This window comes from Tepidiforma bonchosmolovskayae (genome assembly GCF_008838325.1).
GTDB lineage: Bacteria > Chloroflexota > Dehalococcoidia > Tepidiformales > Tepidiformaceae > Tepidiforma > Tepidiforma bonchosmolovskayae.
In genome coordinates, this window is record NZ_CP042829.1 from 2,624,746 (window position 1) to 2,642,691 (window position 17,946).

At 68.3% G+C, this 17,946-nt stretch carries 12 protein-coding genes; 7 read left to right on the forward strand and 5 right to left on the reverse strand.

The window, feature by feature from the left end:
- Positions 1-191 precede the first annotated feature (191 nt).
- From typA to Tbon_RS13095, 5 genes are all read left to right on the forward strand, one after another.
- Positions 192-2,042, forward strand: coding sequence for a translational GTPase TypA (typA, locus tag Tbon_RS13075; RefSeq protein WP_158068102.1), 1,851 nt, complete (start codon positions 192-194; stop codon positions 2,040-2,042).
- 39 nt (positions 2,043-2,081) lie between these two features.
- On the forward strand, positions 2,082-3,149 hold the full coding sequence (locus tag Tbon_RS13080; protein ID WP_158068103.1) for an alanine racemase: 1,068 nt from the start codon (positions 2,082-2,084) through the stop codon (positions 3,147-3,149).
- A 277-nt stretch (positions 3,150-3,426) separates the two neighbouring features.
- Positions 3,427-4,593 carry an acyl-CoA dehydrogenase family protein gene (locus Tbon_RS13085; protein WP_158068104.1) on the forward strand — a complete coding sequence of 389 codons (1,167 nt, stop codon included), beginning with the start codon at positions 3,427-3,429 and terminating at the stop codon, positions 4,591-4,593.
- An 11-nt stretch (positions 4,594-4,604) separates the two neighbouring features.
- Entirely contained in the window at positions 4,605-5,264 is a 660-nt protein-coding gene (locus Tbon_RS13090; RefSeq protein ID WP_158068105.1) for a nitroreductase family protein, read from the forward strand.
- Positions 5,265-5,343: 79 nt separating this feature from the next.
- A complete protein-coding gene (locus Tbon_RS13095) occupies positions 5,344-5,928 on the forward strand; it encodes a VOC family protein (RefSeq protein ID WP_158068106.1) in 585 nt (194 codons plus the stop codon).
- Here the strand turns inward: Tbon_RS13095 and Tbon_RS13100 are convergent.
- Genes Tbon_RS13100 through Tbon_RS13115 form a run of 4 tightly spaced genes read right to left on the reverse strand, consistent with a single transcriptional unit; the run spans position 5,925 to position 11,071 of the window.
- Positions 5,925-7,142, reverse strand: coding sequence for a GNAT family N-acetyltransferase (locus Tbon_RS13100; protein ID WP_192498000.1), 1,218 nt, complete (start codon positions 7,140-7,142; stop codon positions 5,925-5,927). The genes Tbon_RS13095 and Tbon_RS13100 overlap by 4 nt on opposite strands.
- A gap of 25 nt (positions 7,143-7,167) precedes the next feature.
- Positions 7,168-8,940, reverse strand: coding sequence for a right-handed parallel beta-helix repeat-containing protein (locus Tbon_RS13105; protein WP_158068108.1), 1,773 nt, complete (start codon positions 8,938-8,940; stop codon positions 7,168-7,170).
- Positions 8,941-8,985: 45 nt separating this feature from the next.
- The gene (locus Tbon_RS13110) at positions 8,986-9,828 is read right to left on the reverse strand and encodes an MBL fold metallo-hydrolase (protein ID WP_158068109.1); all 843 of its coding nucleotides are present in this window, start codon (positions 9,826-9,828) and stop codon (positions 8,986-8,988) included.
- Between the two features lie 10 nt (positions 9,829-9,838).
- A complete protein-coding gene (locus Tbon_RS13115; RefSeq protein WP_158068110.1) occupies positions 9,839-11,071 on the reverse strand; it encodes an aminotransferase-like domain-containing protein in 1,233 nt (410 codons plus the stop codon).
- Between the two features lie 238 nt (positions 11,072-11,309).
- Between Tbon_RS13115 and gltB the strand changes: the two genes are divergently transcribed.
- Entirely contained in the window at positions 11,310-15,875 is a 4,566-nt protein-coding gene (gltB, locus tag Tbon_RS13120; protein ID WP_158068111.1) for a glutamate synthase large subunit, read from the forward strand.
- Entirely contained in the window at positions 15,868-17,307 is a 1,440-nt protein-coding gene (locus Tbon_RS13125) for a glutamate synthase subunit beta (protein WP_158068112.1), read from the forward strand. Before gltB ends, Tbon_RS13125 begins: the two co-directional genes overlap by 8 nt.
- A gap of 36 nt (positions 17,308-17,343) precedes the next feature.
- Here Tbon_RS13125 and Tbon_RS14315 read toward each other — a convergent pair whose 3' ends face one another.
- Positions 17,344-17,928 carry a serine O-acetyltransferase gene (locus tag Tbon_RS14315; RefSeq protein WP_225734647.1) on the reverse strand — a complete coding sequence of 195 codons (585 nt, stop codon included), beginning with the start codon at positions 17,926-17,928 and terminating at the stop codon, positions 17,344-17,346.
- Between the last annotated feature and the right edge of the window lie 18 nt (positions 17,929-17,946).

Genomic DNA, 17,946 nt, shown 5'->3' on the forward strand with positions numbered 1-17,946 from the left:
GTCCTGCGGCCGAACGATGTCGGCATCCGGACGCTTCCCGGCGACGAGTTCCTGGATCAGGTCGTAGCTGCTGCTCATCGCGGCCCTCCGGTCGTAGTGATGTCCAGTGTGCGGTGCCGCACGCGGATTCGCAAAGGCCCGGGCGCCGGCCGCCGCTTCACCGGGTGCATCCGCTCCCGCACACTGGATCTATGCCCGAGCGCCGCTCTGATATCCGAAACGTCGCCATCATCGCCCACGTGGACCACGGCAAAACGACGCTGGTCGATGCCCTGCTCAAGCAGTCGCACGTCTTCCGCGACAACGAGCAGGTCGGCGAACTCGTCCTCGACTCCAACCCCCTCGAGCGGGAGAAGGGCATTACCATCGTGGCCAAGAACGCCGCGATCGAACACCGGGGCGTCCGCATCAACATCATCGATACCCCGGGCCACGCCGATTTCGGCGGCGAAGTTGAGCGCGTCCTGAACATGGCCGACGGCTGTCTGCTCGTCGTCGACGCGGCCGAAGGGCCGATGCCCCAGACCCGGTTCGTGCTGCGCAAGGCGCTCGAACTCGGCCTCTACCCCATCGTGGTCATCAACAAAATCGACCGCCCCAACGCCCGGCCGGCCGAGGTGCTCGAGCTGACCTCCGACCTCATCCTCGAGCTCGCGACGCAGGAGCACCAGCTCGACTTCCCGGTTATCTACGCCAGTGCGCGCGACGGGTACGCCGGCACATCGCCCGACGTGCGCGGCGGCGATATGGCGCCGCTGTTTGCCGCCATCCTCGAGCGGGTGCCCGGCCCGGAGTGCGACCCCGGTGCTCCCTTCCGCATGCTGGTGACCACGCTCCTCTACGACAGCTACCGCGGGCGTATCGCGGTCGGACGGATCCGCGATGGGGCCGTGCGGCCGAGGATGGCCATCCAGCGGTTCGCCCATGACGGGGGGCGCGGCAGCTTCCGCGTCGGGCAGGTCTTCGGCTTCCGCGGTCTTGACCGGGTGGAGCTCGAGGAGGCCCTCGCCGGCGACATCGTCGCCGTGACCGGCGTGCCGGACGTACTCATCGGCGAGACGCTCGCCGATCCGTCCGTGACCGAACCTCTGCCTTCCATCGCCCTCGAACCGCCTGCGGTGAAAATGACCTTCCGGGTGAACGACTCTCCCTTTGCCGGGCGCGAAGGGCAATTCGTTACCAGCCGGCAGCTCCGCGAGCGGCTGCTCCGCGAGGTCGAAACGAACATCGCGCTCCGGGTCGAAGACGGTGAGACGCCGGACCAGTTCATCGTCAGCGGCCGCGGCGAACTGCACCTCGCGATTCTCGTGGAGACCATGCGGCGCGAGGGGTACGAATTCGCGGTCACCCGCCCCGAGGTCATCCTCCGGGATGGCCCGAACGGGCGCGAGGAGCCGTTCGAGCGCCTGTTGATCGAGGCTCCCGAATCAGCCACCGGCTTCCTCATCGAGGCGCTCTCGGGCCGCAAGGCCCAGATGGTCGGCATGCACTCGGGCGAAGATGGGCGCGTGCGGTTTGAGTTCGACATCCCGACCCGCGGCCTCATCGGCTTCCGCGACGTGTTCATCACGGGAACCGGGGGCGAGGGCATCATGAACACCGAATACCTCGGCTACCGGCCGTGGGCCGGCGAAATCGGCCGGCACCGCTCAGGGGCGCTGGTCGCCAGCGAGACCGGCACCGCGCTGGCATACGGCATCGCGGCTGCGCAAGAGCGGGGAATCCTCTTCATCAGCCCCGGCGACGAGGTGTACACCGGCATGGTGGTCGGGCTCCACGCACGGGACAACGACCTCGACGTGAACGTCTGCCGGGCCAAGCACCTCACCAATATCCGCAGCTCGACCGCGGATATCGCGGTCAAGCTCGTCCCGCCCCAGCCGCCAAGCCTCGAGCAGGCCCTGACCCTCATCACTGCTGACGAGATGGTCGAGGTGACGCCCCGGTCGATCCGTATCCGGAAGGCCGAACTGAACCCGTCGCTTCGCGCCCGCGAGGCCCGCCGGGCGAAGTACGCCGCGGTGGAGGCCGCCCGCAGCTGACGGTAGCGGGACGGCCTCTGGCGCCGTAAAGTCCCGCGCATGCGCCTCGATGACATCAACACCCCCGCGCTCCTGCTCGACCTCGACGCTGTCGAAGACAACATCACCAGCATGCAACGTCTGCTGGAGGGCAGCCACGTCCGCCTGCGGCCGCACTTCAAGACGCCCAAGTGTCCAGAGGTCGCGCGCATGCAGCTTGCGGCCGGCGCAATCGGCATCACGGTTGCGAAGCTCGGTGAAGCGGAAGTGCTGGCCGATGCCGGTCTCGGGCCCATCCTCGTCGCCAACCAGGTGGTCGGCCCGCCGAAGCTGAATCGGCTCATGGCGCTGCTCGCCCGTGGAATCGACATAACAATTGCGGTCGAATCGGAGTTCAACGTGCGCGAGCTCGCACAGGCCGCCCGCGAGGCCGGCGTCCGGGCCAAGGCTGTCATCGAAGTTGACGCCGGGATGCGCCGGTGCGGCACCGCCGTCCCTGCCGAGACGGTCCGGCTTGCCCGTCTCCTGGTCGAGGAAGGCGTCGACTACCGGGGGGTCATGGGCTACGAGGGGCACATGTACGGTCAGCCCGATCCCGGCGCCAGGGAGGCGCTCATCCGCGAGGCGCTCGCAACGGTCCGCGCTCACGTTGAGGCCCTGGAGGAGGCCGGCCTGCCCCCGGCGATCGTTTCGACCTCGGGTACCGCCAGCGTGCCCATCGCCGCCACGATGCCGTTCGTCACCGAACTCCAGGCCGGGACCTACATTTTCAACGACCTCCACAACGAAGCGTTCATCCCCGGTCACTTCCGCTTTGCGCTGACGCTCCTGACGACAGTTATCGCGGTGAAGGAGCGGTACGCCGTGGCTGACTGCGGCATGAAGTCGCTGACAAACGAGTTCGGGCCGCCCGTTTCCGTCGATGGACGCCTCCGTGCCGCCCGGCTGAGCGAGGAGCACGCAATTCTGGTGGGCGACGGCGTCGCCAGTCTGCACCCCGGCGACCGCATCGAGCTGATCCCCAGCCATGGCGACACCACGCTGAACCTCCACGATGTCTACTTCGTCCGCAGGGGCGGTGAAATCGTGGACACCTGGCGGATCCTCGCGGCGCGGCGGTTCCGGTGAACTGCGTACAATCGGCCAGAGAGCGCCGCAGCGGCCGATGCTGCGGCTCGAGAGAGGGGTTCCGGCAATGCGCAAGTGTCCGTGGTGCGGACGTGAGAATCTCAGCGTGTACGCCTACTGCCAGGGATGCGGCCGGGGTTTCGCCGGGCCTGCCGAACAGCGGGACGAAAAGAAGCGGCGGTTCCCCTGGCCCTTCGGTTCGAAGAAAGCCGCCTGACGCAGACTTGCGCCCGGGGTGCCCGGGACCTACGCTTCGCGGCCTGCGAGGAGGTGCACCATGCAGGCCGCTGCATCGTCACTGCGTGACGCTGCCCGGGCAATCGCCCCGCTTGCGCGCGCATACGCCGACCAGACCGAGCGAGATCGCCGACTTGCCGAGCCTGTGGTAGCGGCACTGCGCGATGCAGGGCTCTTCCGCATGCTGGTGCCGCGCGAACTTGGCGGCGCCGAAGCGACGGTGGCCGACCTGGTTGACTGCATCGCGGCGGTGGCAGAGGGCGACGGCGCCGCCGGCTGGTGCCTGATGATCGCCGCGACCACCGGCCTCACCGCGGCCCTCCTCCCGAAACAGGGCGCGATGGAGATTCACGGCGACCCTGCTTCGATTACCGGCGGGATGCTCATGCCCCGCGGCACCGCCGCGCGGGTCCCGGGCGGCTACCGCGTGTCAGGCCGCTGGGCCTACGGCAGCGGCTCGCCGCACTGCACCTGGCTCCTGGGAGGGGTGACCGTCCTCGGCAGCGACGGGAAGCCGGAGATGCTGCCCTCGGGGCATCCGCACCTGCGGATGGCCTTCTTCCCCGCTGGCGCGTTTACCATCCTCGACACGTGGCATGTCGCTGGCCTGCGGGGGACCGGCAGCCACGATTATGAGGTCCGCGACCTCTTTGTACCCGAGCACCATACGGTCGGTATCGGCGGGGAGCCGCCCTGGGCCGACGGCCCGCTCTACCGCTTCCCGATGTACGGGCTCCTTGCAATCGGCGTTGCAGCCGTCGGCTTGGGCATCGCCCGGGCGGCGATCGATGAGCTGACCACCCTCGCCCGGGCGAAGACGCCGACCGGGAGCCGCCGCGTCCTGGCTGAGCGTGCCGCGGCCCAGTCCGGGCTCGCGGAGGCGGAGGCCCTCCTGGGCGCCAGCAGGGCGTTTCTCTCGGATGTCGTCGCCTCGGCCTGGGCCGCGGCCGAGGCTGGCGACGCGCTACCCATTGCCGAGCGGGCTCGCCTCCGGCTGGCCGCAACCCATACCGCGCGCAGCTGCGCCCGGGCGGTCGACATCTGCTACGACCTGGGCGGCGGCTCCGCGATCTACGAGTCCAGCCCGCTCCAGCGGCACTTCCGCGACATGCATACGCTTACCCAGCACGTCATGGTCGGCCAGCAAATGTACGAAGTCGTCGGCCGCATCATGCTCGACCTCCCCACCGACACCTTCATGCTCTGACCAGGACGACCATGGACCTCATCGACGGCATCATGACCCTTCGCGCTATCCGCCGGTACACGGCCGAGCCCGTGACCGACGACGAGGTGCTGACCTGCCTCCGTGCGGCCCGCCAGGCGCCGAGCGGCGGGAACATCCAGCCGTGGCAGTTTCTCGTGGTCAGAGACGCGGCCACGCGTGCGGCCCTTGGGGAGATCTACCGCCGTGCCTACGATCGCTACGAGCCAGCGATGCTGGCCGCGACGCCGCCGTTCCGCGATGACGCCGAGGCTGAGCGCCACCGCCGAACTGTGGCCTCGGCACGGCACCTCGCCGAGCATTTCGCCGAGGCGCCGGTTGCTGTCTTGTTCCTCATGCCGAACATCAGCATGACGCTCCGCGACGCCGAGGGGCCGCTCGATGTCGGCTCTCCCTACGCATCCGTCTACCCGGCGGTTCAGAACTTCATGCTCGCGGCCCGGGCCCTCGGCATCGGGACGACCCTGACGACGGTCATCCGCATCTACCAGGACGAGGTCCGCCAGCTGCTCGGCATCCCCGATCGGTACGAAATCGCGGCGCTGGTGCCGATGGGCCGGCCCCGCGGCCGGTTCGGCGTCGCCCCGCGCAAGCCGCTCGGCGCGATCACGCACTGGGACCGCTTCGGCAACCGTCGCGCCGACCTGGATTGACGCAGGACCGCCCCGTAGCCGGCCCCCGCTGCCGTGGTGTACTGTATTTTGGCCGACCGTTCAGGCGGCAGGAGGCAGTATGGAACGCAAGAACACCGAATTCGAATTCCGGGGCATCAACCACCTCGCGCTCGTCTGCCGGGACATGGAGCGCACCGTCGATTTCTACTGCAACGTGCTCGGCATGCCGCTCATCAAGACGATCGAGCTGCCGAACAACATGGGCCAGCACTTCTTCTTCGACATCGGGAACGGCGACTCGCTCGCCTTCTTCTGGTTCCCGAACGCTCCCGAGGCCGCGCCCGGTATTGCGTCGCCGGCCGGCATGCCCGGTGAAGGCGAACTGGCCACCGCCCACGGGTCGATGAACCACGTCGCGTTCGACGTGCCGCCCGAGAAGTTCGACGAGTACTACGAGAAAATCAAGGCCAAGGGCATCAAGGTCACCCCTATCCTGAACCACGACGACAGCCCGCGGCAGGTCTCCCGCGAGGTCCACGAGGGCACCTTCATCCGTTCCTTCTACTTCCAGGACCCGGACGGCATCCTTCTCGAGTTCGCGACCTGGACACGGCCGCTCGGCCCGGACGACGTGAAGCACAAGCCGGCGCGGGCTGCGGACCGCGACCGCTACCTCGGCCTCGTCGGTACCGGCGGCAGCTAGAAACCGTTCGGGCAGAACGGCTCGTACGCGGTCCTGAAGAGGTCATCGGCGAGCCGGATTTTCACGTCGTCATCGGCCTGAAGCCGCCCGGCCCGGGCAAGGAAGCTGGCTGACCACTGGCCGGCAAGGAGCGATGCCAGCGCGGCGGGCTCAAGGGTGATGTCTGCGTCCGGCCCGTGCACGCGGCGCACCTCCGCCCGCGGCCCGTCGGTTTCGAGTTCGTACGTGCCCGTATTCCACGGGCACTGGTCATCAGAGCTGAGCGCAATGGTCAGTCGGCCTGCCGCCCCGTACGGGCGCGCTTCGAGCGCACGCGCGGCATCGACCACGCGCATCCAGATGGCGTCCTGCGTGCGACGGTTGAGGACGCGCGGCTCGAGGAGGAGCAGCGGGGCCGGGTCATCGGGCGGGACAGCCCGGAGTTCGACGCGCCGGGCGAGGTCGTGCGCCCGCAGGAACTCCCACAGCGCCGCCCACGCCGTTGCGTCGAGCGCGACCAGCTCATGTACCTGGAGCTCCTGCTCACCCTCGTCGGGGGTGTGCTCCACGCTCTGAGCGGTGTACACCGCATACCCGCGCGGGGTTCCGTCAGCGTCGCGGTAGACGGCGACGTGCACCGGCAGGCCCTTTTTCGGCGGGCGAAACGTCGAGACGCGCCAGAGCTCGGCCGAGCGGTGAATGACCAGGTTCCGCGGTGTGGCCCATTCGATGAAGACGGGCTTGATGACCGGATAGGCCTCCTCGACGTTCAGCAGCTCAATCTGTCCCGGCACCTGGGGTCGCTCCGCAAGCGCGGCAAGGCGGGGGTCGAACCGGTACGCCACACGCGTCGAGGCCAGGCCGTAGCCGAACCGCTGATAGATCGCCGCCATGCTCGCCCAGAGGATGGCCAGCGGCTGCCGCCGCTCGTACATCGTCTCCAGCGCTTTGCGCATGGTTTGGCGCAGCAGCCCGCGGCGCCGGTAGTTCGGCAGGGTCCCGACGGCGGTGACTCCGCCCATCGGGACGGGAACGCCGTTCAGCCGGACCGTAAACGGCCAGACGCCAAGGGTCGAAGCCATCTTCCCGTCGACGAACGCACAGACCGTCCACTCCGGCTGCGTGGCAGCGAGTTCGTCGTCCATCCCTTCCTCGCTGGCGAAGACGTAGGAGACGATGCGGCCGTAGTCGCGCAGCTCATCCCGGTCTGCGCAGGGGCGAATCTCGATAGTCATGGCGCGAGAGTATACGCAGCTGCGGTCACGGCTGGAGCGGCTGCAGGGTGACCGCCTCGCTGACTCGCACCTGGTAGGTTGCGCACGCCTCCATGAGGTCGAAGCCCGCCGTCCAGGCGGGTGCCGTGCCGTCGCCGAAGCGGCGCCAGCGCTGGGTGCCGGCGTCCCACTTGGCGACCTCGAGGAGCTTTCCCTCCAGCGAGGCAAGCGCATCGCGCGGGTCCGCCGACCCGCCGATGTAGACGAGATCGTTCCAGCCCGGCTGCAGCGTGACCGGCACCGGGAACGAGACCGAGAAGCCGCCCGGCAATGTCACCGGCGCCGTGGCGAGAAACCAGTACTCCTGCCCCGGCTCGAGTGCCGCCAGCGTGCGCCCTGCGCTGGTCGCAGCCAGCCACCTGCGGTACTGCGGCGTCCCGTCGACCGCCTGGTAGATGGCTGTCACGGCGGGTGACTCGGCGGACGGGAAGGCATCCCCAAGGATCAGCGGCGCACTGCCGAAGTATGCCACGTGGTTCCACCCCGGCAGGAGCTGGACGTTGCCGCAGACGACCGCGCCGGAGCCGACACGCGCCGGTCGGCTGAATTCGCTGGTGTTGCCCTGCGCATCGGTCGCCAGCGCAACCAGCCATTGCCCGGGCGAGACCATCGTGGCCGCGGAGAAACGACCGCTCGCATCGGCGGTCACTGGCGGCCGGAGGGGCACCGTGCCGTAGTCGGTTTGCCCGCCGGGCGTATGGCTGGCCAGGTAGATCTCCACGCGGCAGCCCGGGCAGGTCGTCCCTTCGATGCCGGAAGGAGTCGCGCGCGTAATTGCGGGGTACGCGACCCAGCCGTTCGGACCGGGCGGCGGCTGGGCCGGCGGGTTCCGGAGGCCGTCGGCGCCGAGATCGATCGCCAGCCCGCGGAGCGCGCTGAACGTGTTCCCGGCGAAGCTGTTGCGGTCGACGGGCGCCGGCTCGACCGACGGTGCGACCACGATGCCCGTTCCGCAGTCCTCGAAGGCGTTGCCGCGCACCGTGGTGCCGGATGAGCCGGCGGCCAGGTCGACGCAGGCGCTGCTGATCCGGCGGAAGCTGTTGTTTTCGATGGTCACCCCCGCAACGGGCGCCGAGCCGCCGGTGACCCGGACCCCGACCGCCGTCCCGTCGATCGTGTTCCGGGCCGCGCCGGCCCCGCCGATGGTGCCGTTGCTCCCGGACACCAGGATCCCGATGGCGTCCGGGAGCGAGGCCGGGTCAGCCGAGATGTCGTTCGCAGCGACCGTGCCGGCCGCTCCGGCGACCCGGATCGCGACGCCGCAGTCGTGGAACCGATTGGGAGCCGCCGGGGAGCCGACCGTGGCGTTCGCCCCTTCGGCGTGGAGGCAGACGCCCGAAAAGCCCTCGAACGCGAGGCCCCGGATGGTGGCGCCAGAGCCGGTCACGCGCAGACCATCGTGCGGAACGCTCAGGCTGGCGGAGGCGCTGCGGAGGATGACGCCGCTGCCGGAGCCATCAATTGTCGCCCCGTCGGCGGTGAGCGGCGGGAGCGGGCTCGAGCCCACCGAGATGACCGCCGGGACAGCCGCCGGGAAGACGGCCGGGTCGAAGCGGATGGTCGATGCCCCTCCGCTGTTGACCGCGGCGATTGCCGCGCGAAGGGTGCAGTTGCTCGGGTGCGGGCAGGTCCCTGCGGCGTCGGCCGTCGATGTCACGGTGACGATGCCGGCCGCCCGGGCAGCGGGGGGCCATCCACCGCCGCCGGCAAGGACTGCTGCCACCGCAACAAGCAGGAGGAGGCCGGTCCGGGCGCTCATTGCCCGACACGCTACCGGCTCGGCTGCTGCGCCCGCAACTCGCCGCTAGAGCGGCTCGAAGACACGGCGGCCGTCCCGCCGGGTCAGCCGCCCGATGCCGGGGTGCGGCCAGTGGCCGGCCATCCAGAGAAGGCCCTCCGCAATGGCGCGTTCGAAGAGCGCTTCGCGCGTCGCCGCGGATTGAACGGGGTCGACATCGAACGCGGGCGACCAGTCGGGGTGGATGAGCTGGGCCGGGTGGTGCGACGCATCGCCGATGATGAGCCCCCGTTCGAACCCGTCGACGATGCCGATGGCGACGTGTCCCGGCGTGTGCCCGGGCGTCGGCACGAACACGAGATGCTCGTCGAGCGCGGTCTCGCCCTCGACGAAGCGGATGCGGCCTGTGTCGCGAAGGGGTTCGACGCACTCCCGCAGGTGGTCGTTTCCCGGCGCCTCGAGCCGCTCTGGCGCCATCCAGTAGTCCCATTCCGTCTGCTGAATGACAAACTCCGCCTTCGGGAAGAAGACCTCGCGTCGCCCGCCGTCGAGGTCGACGGTGTTCCAGCCGACGTGGTCGATGTGCAGGTGGGTATGGACCACGAGGTCGATGTCGCCCGGGTCCACCCCTGCGCCCCGGAGGGCCTCGTCGAGCCGGCCCACGGGGAAGCCCGGCCTCCGCCGTGGGCCGAGCCCGGTGTCGATGAGCAAGGTCCGGCCCGCGGAACGGACGAGGTAGCAGGTGACGCTCATGGTGAACAGCCCGCGCTCATCCGCCTCGGTACCGAACTCGTCGTAGAAGCGGTCGGCATGCTGCGGCAGGAAGTGGCGCGGGTTCATGAGGACCGGTGCGTCGAGCAGCGGTGCAATGGTGACTGACCCGATGGAGACCGCGTCGATGGCGGGCATTGCCGGGCTCCTACTTCAACCCGGAGCGGGCGGCAACATCGGACATCGCCTCGCCGAGCCGCTGGATGCCTTCTTCGATCTCTTCCATTGCGACATAACTGAAGGCGAGGCGGAGGTGGTTCGTGGCCTTCCCGTCGGCGAAGAACTGCGGGCCCTGCCCGACGATGACGCCGCGCTCGTTCGCAGCGAGCTGGACCTCGCGGGAGTTGAGACCCTCCCGGAGTTCCAGCCAGAGGAAGAAGCCGCCCCGGGGCCGGGTATAGCTCACAAACGGGGCGCAGTACCGGGAAAGGGCTGCTTCGACCCGCTCGAGCTTGCGCCGATAGATGCCCCGGAGCCGCTCGACATGCCGGTCCAGGTCGCCGTTGCGAATCATTTCAGCGATCACCCGGCCGAGGAACGGGCTGGAGCCCATGTCGTACCGGAGCGCGGCAATCCGGGAGATGAGCGCCGGTGGGCCCTGCACCCAGCCCATCCGGAGGCCGGTGGCGATCGTCTTCGAGAAGCTGCACACCTTGACCCCGTGCTCGCCATTGCTGAGGGCGAAAATGGATGGCGGCGGGGGCTCTTCGAACCACAGCTCGCCGTAGGCGTCGTCCTCCAGGACGAAGGTGTCGTACCTGCGGGCGAGGTCGAGGAGGTGCTCCCGGCGCGCGAGGCTCATCGTGCAGCCGGCCGGGTTCTGGTGGTTCGGAATGCAGTAGATGAATTTGGCCCGCCGGCCCTGGGCCGCGAGCGCAGCGAGCTTTTCTTCGAGGACGTCCGTCCGCATGCCGTCGGCATCGAGCGGGATCGCCACCATCTCTGCGCCAAACGACCGGATGGTGCGCATCGAGCCTGGGAAGTTCGGGCTTTCGACCATGACGATGTCCCCGGGGTCGAGCAGGGTCTCGCATACCATGCCGATTGCGTGCGCCGAACCGCTCGCGATGATGACGTGGTCCCGCGTGACGGTAACGCCCTCGAGTCGGGTCCAGCGCTCGGCGATGGCGTCGCGCAGGGGCAGCGGGCCGAAGGTGCCGCCGTACTCCAGTGCCTCCTTCCGCTCGCGGTCGAGCACGGTCCGGGCGGCGCGGAGCAGCTCGTCGGCCGGGAGAGACGGGATATCGGGGAGGCCGCCCGCGAAGGAGATGAGGTGGCGAGGGTCCGGTGTAGCCGCTGCCCAGACCTGGGGTCCGAGGATGCGGGCGCGGGCGCTGACCACCTGGTCGACGCGTTCGGGGGTCCAGTAGGGCTCGGCCATGCGGCTGCTCCGGCGGGAAGAGTGCCCGGATTATACGCACTCGGGCCTGGGGAACCGGCCGGCGCCGCGGGGCTCGACACGCTGATTGACCGGTTTGTTATACTCTAGGCTCACCCACCGTCTCGCGAGAGATTGCGAAGCATTTCACAAATGGCGCCCCGAAATCTCGGAGGCGCCCGCGGCTTTTTTCATTTCGCAATCCCCGCGCACCGGTGAGTCGGATCGAGGGGTACGCAGCATGCAGCATGCCGGGAGGCCCGCACGGCAGGGGCTTTACCAACCGGGGCTTGAGCATGACGCCTGTGGCGTCGGGTTCATCGTTCACCTCAAGGGACACCGTTCCCATCAAATCGTGCAGGATGCGCTGACGGCCCTGGAGAACCTCTACCACCGCGGGGCCTCCGGCAGCGAACCGAACACCGGTGACGGTGCCGGCATCCTCGTCCAGATGCCCCACGAGTTCCTGCGGCGCGAGTGCGCCCAGCTCGGCATCCGCCTGCCCGAGGCCGGCCACTACGGTGCCGGCCTGTTCTTCACGTCCCGCGACCCCCGGGCCACCGAACAGGCGAAGGCGCTCTTCGCCGCCATCGTGGAGGAGGAGGGCCAGCACCTCCTCGGCTGGCGCAGGGTGCCGACCAACAACGCTGACCTCGGCGCAACAGCGCTCGCGGCCGAGCCGGATATGTGGCAGGTCTTCATCGGCCAGGGCGCGAACGTGGTCGACAACGATGCGTTCGAGCGCAAGCTGTACGTCATCCGGAAGCGGTTCGAGAAGGCGATTCAGCGCTGGGGCATCCGCGATGCCGAATGGTTCTACTTCCCGAGCCTTTCCTCGCGAACCCTCGTCTACAAGGGCATGCTCACGGCGCGGCAGCTGCGTGGCTACTTCCCCGACCTGAGCGACCGGCACCTCATCAGCGCGCTGGCCATGTTCCATTCCCGGTTCAGCACCAATACCTTCCCGAGCTGGGAGCTGGCCCATCCCTACCGGATGATCGCCCACAACGGCGAAATCAATACCCTCCGCGGCAACCGGAACTGGATGGCCGCCCGGGAGGCGCTGTTCGCGTCGCCGCTCTTCGACGACATCAACAAGATCCTCCCCATCATCAACGAACACGGGAGCGACACAGCCAGCCTCGACGAGGCGCTCGAACTGCTTGTGATGGCCGGCCGCAGCCTGCCCCACGCCATGATGATGCTGATTCCCGAGGCCTGGCAGGAACACGAGAGTATGGACCCGGCCAAGAAGGCCTTCTACGAATACCACTCCTGCCTCATGGAGCCGTGGGACGGCCCGGCCTCGGTCGCCTTTACTGATGGGCGCAACATCGGCGCCGTCCTCGACCGGAACGGCCTCCGCCCGTCTCGCTACTATGTGACGAAGGACGACCTCGTCATCATGGCCTCCGAAGTCGGCGTCCTGCCGATTGAGCCCGAGCGGGTGCTCATCAAAGGCCGCCTCCAGCCCGGCAAGATGTTCCTCGTAAGCCTCGAAGAAGGCCGCATCATCGACGACACCGAGCTGAAGATGAAGCTCGCGAACGAGCGGCCCTATGCCCAGTGGCTGAAGGAGAACCTGGTCCACATTGATGACATCCCGGCGACGGAGACGCCGCCTCCGCTGCCGCCCGACCTCCTGCTCGAGCAGCAGATGGCCTTTGGTTACACGATTGAGGACGAGAAGTACCACCTCGGCCCGATGGCCCAGAACGGCGAAGAGGCTGTCGGTTCGATGGGCACGGATACCCCGCTCGCCGTCCTCAGCGACCGGCCCCAGCCGCTCTACAACTATTTCCAGCAGCTGTTTGCGCAGGTGACAAACCCGCCGCTCGACGCCATCCGCGAGGAGCTCGTGACGTCGGTCAAGACGGTGATCGGCCCCGAGGGCAACCTCCTCGACCCGGAACCGGAAAGCTGCCACCTGATCAGCCTCGATAACCCGTTCATCGACAACGAGCAGCTCGCCAAGTTCAAGTCGCTGAAGGACCATGCGCTCCGGGCCACGGTCCTCCCGATGCTCTTCCCGGCCAAGGCCGGCCCGGCGGGCCTCGAGGCCGCCATGGAAGAGCTGTGCCGCGCCGCCGACCGGGCAATCGAGCAGGGCGCGAAGATTCTCATCCTCTCCGACCGCGGCGTGGACGCCGACCACGCACCCATTCCGTCGCTGCTGGCTGTCGCCGGCCTGCACAACCACCTGGTCCGCGAAAAGAAGCGGACGCAGGTCGGGCTGGTGGTCGAGACGGGTGACGCCCGCGAGGTGCATCACTTCGCCCTGCTCATCGGCTACGGCGCCGGTGCAGTCAACCCGTGGCTCGCGCTCGATTCCCTCGAACAGGTCCGGGAGGACGGCTACATCACCGCGGACTACCCAATCGAGAAGCTCCGCGCGAACTACCTCAAGGCGATCAAAAAGGGCGTGGTCAAGGTGATGTCCAAGATGGGCATCTCCACCATCCAGAGCTATCGCGGAGCGCAGATCTTCGAAGCCGTCGGCCTCAACGAGGAGTTCATCGACAAGTACTTCACGAACACGGTGTCGCGCATCGGCGGCATCGGCATCCACGAGGTCGCGCAGGAAGTGCTGGCTCACCACCAGCGCGCCTTCCCCGAGCGCGACGGCGGCCTCCGCGAGCTGCTGTGGGGCGGTCAGTACCAGTGGCGGCGCGACGGCGAGTACCACCTCTTCAACCCGGAGACGGTCTTCCGCCTGCAGCACTCGACCCGCACCGGCCAGTTCAAGATTTTCAAGGAGTACACCCGGCTCGTTGACGACCAGAGCAAGCGGCTGGCGACGCTCCGCGGCCTATTCGAGCTGAAGTCGGACCGCCAGCCGATCCCGATTGAGGAGGTCGAACCCGCCGAGAACATCTTCAAGAGGTTCGCTACCGGCGCGATGTCGTTCGGCTCGATCAGCGCCGAGGCGCACGAAACGCTCGCCATCGCAATGAACCGGATCGGCGGCAAGAGCAACACAGGCGAAGGCGGCGAAGACCGCCGCCGGTACACGCCCGACCCGAACGGCGACTCCCGCCGCTCGGCCATCAAGCAGGTGGCCTCCGGCCGCTTTGGCGTCACGAGCGAGTACCTCGTGAACGCCGACGAAATCCAGATCAAGATGGCGCAGGGCGCCAAGCCGGGCGAGGGCGGCCAGCTTCCGGGCAAGAAGGTCTACCCGTGGATCGCCGAGGTGCGTCACGCGACCCCGGGCGTCGGCCTCATCAGCCCGCCGCCGCACCACGACATCTACTCAATCGAAGACCTCGCGCAGCTCATCCACGACCTGAAGAACGCGAACCCCCGAGCCCGCATCAGCGTCAAGCTCGTGGCCGAAGTGGGCGTCGGGACCGTGGCCGCCGGCGTCGCAAAGGCGAAGTCCGACCATGTTCTCATCTCGGGCCATGACGGCGGCACCGGCGCGAGCCCGCTGACGTCGATCAAGCACGCCGGTCTCCCCTGGGAGCTCGGCCTTGCCGAAACGCAGCAGACCCTCGTCATGAACCGGCTCCGGGACCGGATCGTCGTGCAGGTCGATGGCCAGATGAAGACCGGGCGTGACGTCATCATCGCGGCCCTGCTCGGCGCTGAGGAGTACGGCTTCGCCACGGCACCCCTGGTCGTCATGGGCTGCGTCATGATGCGCGTCTGCCACCTCGACACCTGCCCGGTCGGCATCGCAACCCAAAACCCGGCGCTGCGCGAGAAGTTCGCCGGGCGCGCCGAGCACGTGGTGAACTTCTTCCGGTTCATCGCCGAGGAGGTCCGCGAGTACCTCGCCCAGCTCGGCTACCGCTCACTCGATGAGATCATCGGCCGCACCGACCTGCTCGACGTGCGGCGCGCTGTGGACCACTGGAAGGCCCAGGGGCTCGACCTTTCGGCGATCCTCTACCGGCCGCAGGTCGACCCGTCGGTGCCGGTCCGCTGCGTGACGACACAGGACCACGGCCTCGAACGCGCGCTCGACAACGAACTGATTCGGCTCGCACAGCCCGCGCTCGAGCGGGGCAAAAAGGTCGTGCTCGACATGCCGATCCGGAACGTCAACCGGACCGTCGGCACGATGCTCGGGAGCGAGCTGACCCGGCGGTACGGTCACACCGGGCTTCCGGATGACACCATCGACATCACCTTCCACGGCTCCGCCGGCCAGAGCTTCGGCGCCTTCCTCCCCGCGGGCATCACGCTCCGCCTTGAGGGCGACGCCAACGACTACATCGGCAAGGGCCTCTCCGGCGGCAAGATCATCGTCTACCCGCCGAAGGACGCCACCTTTGTCCCGGAGGAGAACATCGTCATTGGCAACGTTGCCCTCTACGGCGCGACAAGCGGGGCGGCCTTCTTCCGCGGCGTGGCCGGCGAACGGTTCATGGTCCGCAACTCGGGCGCCGTGGCCGTGGTTGAAGGCACCGGCGACCACGGCTGCGAGTACATGACCGGCGGTCGTGCGGTCATCATCGGTCGCACCGGCCGGAACTTCGCCGCCGGCATGAGCGGCGGAATCGCCTACGTCCTCGACGAGGACGGCGATTTCCACACCCGCTGCAATATGGAGATGGTCGGTCTCGAGCCGCTCGAGGAGCCGGAGGACCTCGACCTGGTCCGCGGCCTGCTGGAGCGCCACGTCGAATACACCGGGAGCACCGTCGCCCAGCGCCTGCTCGCCGATTGGCCGGCAGCCGCCAAGAAGTTCGTGAAGGTCATGCCGACCGATTACCGCCGCGTGCTCGAGCAGCAGCGCCTCCAGTCGCAGCAGCAGGCCCAGGGCACGCAGAACTCAACCGTGGGAGCTGCCCGTGGCTAAGCCGACCGGATTCCTCGAATTTCCGCGCGAGACCCCGAAGCGCCGCCCTGTCGAGCAGCGCGTGCACGACTGGCTCGAGGTCTACGAGGAGTTCCCGCTCGAGAAGCTGAAGACGCAGGCGGCCCGCTGCATGGACTGCGGCATCCCGTTCTGCCACCAGGGCTGCCCCCTCGGCAACATCATCCCCGACTGGAACGACCTCGTGTACCGGGACCGCTGGCGCGACGCCATCGACCGCCTGCACGCGACGAACAATTTCCCGGAGTTTACGGGCCGCCTCTGCCCGGCCCCGTGTGAGGCGGCGTGCGTGCTCGGCATCAACGCCGACCCGGTGACCATCAAGCAGGTCGAACTCGAAATCATCGAGTACGCCTGGCAGGCAGGCTGGGTGAAGCCTCAACCTGCGAAGCACCGCACCGGCAAGACGGTGGCGATCATCGGCTCCGGCCCGGCCGGGCTCGCCTGTGCGCAGCAGCTCGCCCGCGCCGGTCACGAGGTCACGGTCTTCGAGCGGGACGACCGCATCGGCGGGCTCCTCCGCTACGGCATCCCCGACTTCAAGATGGAGAAGCGCTTCCTCGACCGCCGGCTCGCGCAGATGGAGGCCGAAGGCGTCGTCTTCCGGCCGGGTGTCAACGTCGGAAAGGACATCGATGCCCGGGAGCTGCTCGAGGAGTTCGACGCCATCTGCCTCGCCGGCGGCGCGACCCAGCCGCGCGACCTGCAGGTGCCGGGCCGCGAATTGAAGGGCGTGTACTTCGCGATGGAGTACCTGCCGATGCAGAACCGGCGCAACGCCGGCGACGAAATCCCTGACGACGAGTTCATCACTGCGAAAGACAAGCGGGTAATTATCCTCGGCGGCGGCGATACCGGTGCCGACTGTCTCGGGACGGCCCTCCGCCAGGGCGCTCGCGAGGTGCTCCAGTACGAAATCATGCCGAGGCCGCCAGCCAGCCGGCCGCCCGAGCAGCCCTGGCCGCTCTACCCGAACATCTACCGCGTCTCCTCGGCGCACGAAGAAGGCGGCGTGCGGGACTACTGCATCATGACGACCCGCCTGTCCGGCGAAAACGGCCGCCTGACGACCCTTCACGCGGTCCGCGTCGAGTTCGTGAACGAAAACGGGCGCCAGGTGATGCGCGAGATTCCCGGCTCCGAGTTCTCCGAGCCGGTCGACCTGCTCCTGCTCGCCATGGGGTTCCTCGGGCCCGAAAAGGGCGGCCTCCTCGAGCAGCTCGGCGTTCAGCTGACCGAACGCGGCAATGTCTGGGCCGATGAGAACAAGATGACCTCGGTTCCCGGGGTCTTTACGGCCGGCGACATGACGCGCGGCCAGTCGCTCATCGTCTGGGCTATCGCCGAAGGCCGGGCCGCCGCCCGCGGCATCGACCAGTACCTGATGGGCGAAACGATGCTGCCGATCAACTAGGCCCGGGCGTCCGGGCAAGGGGCCGGTGTTGCGGCCTCAGGAGTCTGCAGACGGGCTCCGCGCCGGCCCAAGCGGGTATTCGTGCTCGACCACCCGCGCCGGCACACCGACCGCCGTGGCGTTCGGCGGCACGTCGCTGAGGACGACGGCGTTCGCACCGATCCGGGCATTGTCGCCGACCGTCACCGGCCCGAGGATTTTGGCCCCGGTGCCGATGAACACGAACCGGCCGATTGTGGGCCCGTCGTACGAGGCGTCGGGGCCGCCCGTATTCAGCCCGATGGTGACGAAGGGAGCGATGGAGCAGTACGGGCCGATGCGGGTCGTTCCGTCGATGACGACGTGGCCGTGATTGATCAGCAGCCCGGGTCCGATTTCGACGCGGTCCCCGATCGAGACCCCGGCCATCAGCATCGTCAGCCGGCGGCAGAGGAGCGGGAGGAGCGGGACCCGCTGCTTCCGAAGCCATGCCTGCAGGCGGTAGACCAGGACCACCTGGGCCTCGGCCGAGAGGAGAATGCTGGCGATCGTCTCTGCCCGGGGCCCGAACAGCCGACGCACGCCGGGCACGGCGTGCCAGGTGACCGCCTGGCGGATGTCCTCGCGCACGTTCTCAAACATCTCGGCCTCCGCACGCCC

Bases quoted from the DNA above. Each gene is read 5' to 3' on its own strand.
- typA (WP_158068102.1), top strand. From the start codon at position 192: ATGCCCGAGCGCCGCTCTGATATCCGAAACGTCGCCATCATCGCCCAC.
- Tbon_RS13080 (WP_158068103.1), top strand. From the start codon at position 2,082: ATGCGCCTCGATGACATCAACACCCCCGCGCTCCTGCTCGACCTCGAC.
- Tbon_RS13085 (WP_158068104.1), top strand. From the start codon at position 3,427: ATGCAGGCCGCTGCATCGTCACTGCGTGACGCTGCCCGGGCAATCGCC.
- Tbon_RS13090 (WP_158068105.1), top strand. From the start codon at position 4,605: ATGGACCTCATCGACGGCATCATGACCCTTCGCGCTATCCGCCGGTAC.
- Tbon_RS13095 (WP_158068106.1), top strand. From the start codon at position 5,344: ATGGAACGCAAGAACACCGAATTCGAATTCCGGGGCATCAACCACCTC.
- Tbon_RS13100 (WP_192498000.1), bottom strand. From the start codon at position 7,142: ATGACTATCGAGATTCGCCCCTGCGCAGACCGGGATGAGCTGCGCGAC.
- Tbon_RS13105 (WP_158068108.1), bottom strand. From the start codon at position 8,940: ATGAGCGCCCGGACCGGCCTCCTCCTGCTTGTTGCGGTGGCAGCAGTC.
- Tbon_RS13110 (WP_158068109.1), bottom strand. From the start codon at position 9,828: ATGCCCGCCATCGACGCGGTCTCCATCGGGTCAGTCACCATTGCACCG.
- Tbon_RS13115 (WP_158068110.1), bottom strand. From the start codon at position 11,071: ATGGCCGAGCCCTACTGGACCCCCGAACGCGTCGACCAGGTGGTCAGC.
- gltB (WP_158068111.1), top strand. From the start codon at position 11,310: ATGCAGCATGCCGGGAGGCCCGCACGGCAGGGGCTTTACCAACCGGGG.
- Tbon_RS14315 (WP_225734647.1), bottom strand. From the start codon at position 17,928: ATGTTTGAGAACGTGCGCGAGGACATCCGCCAGGCGGTCACCTGGCAC.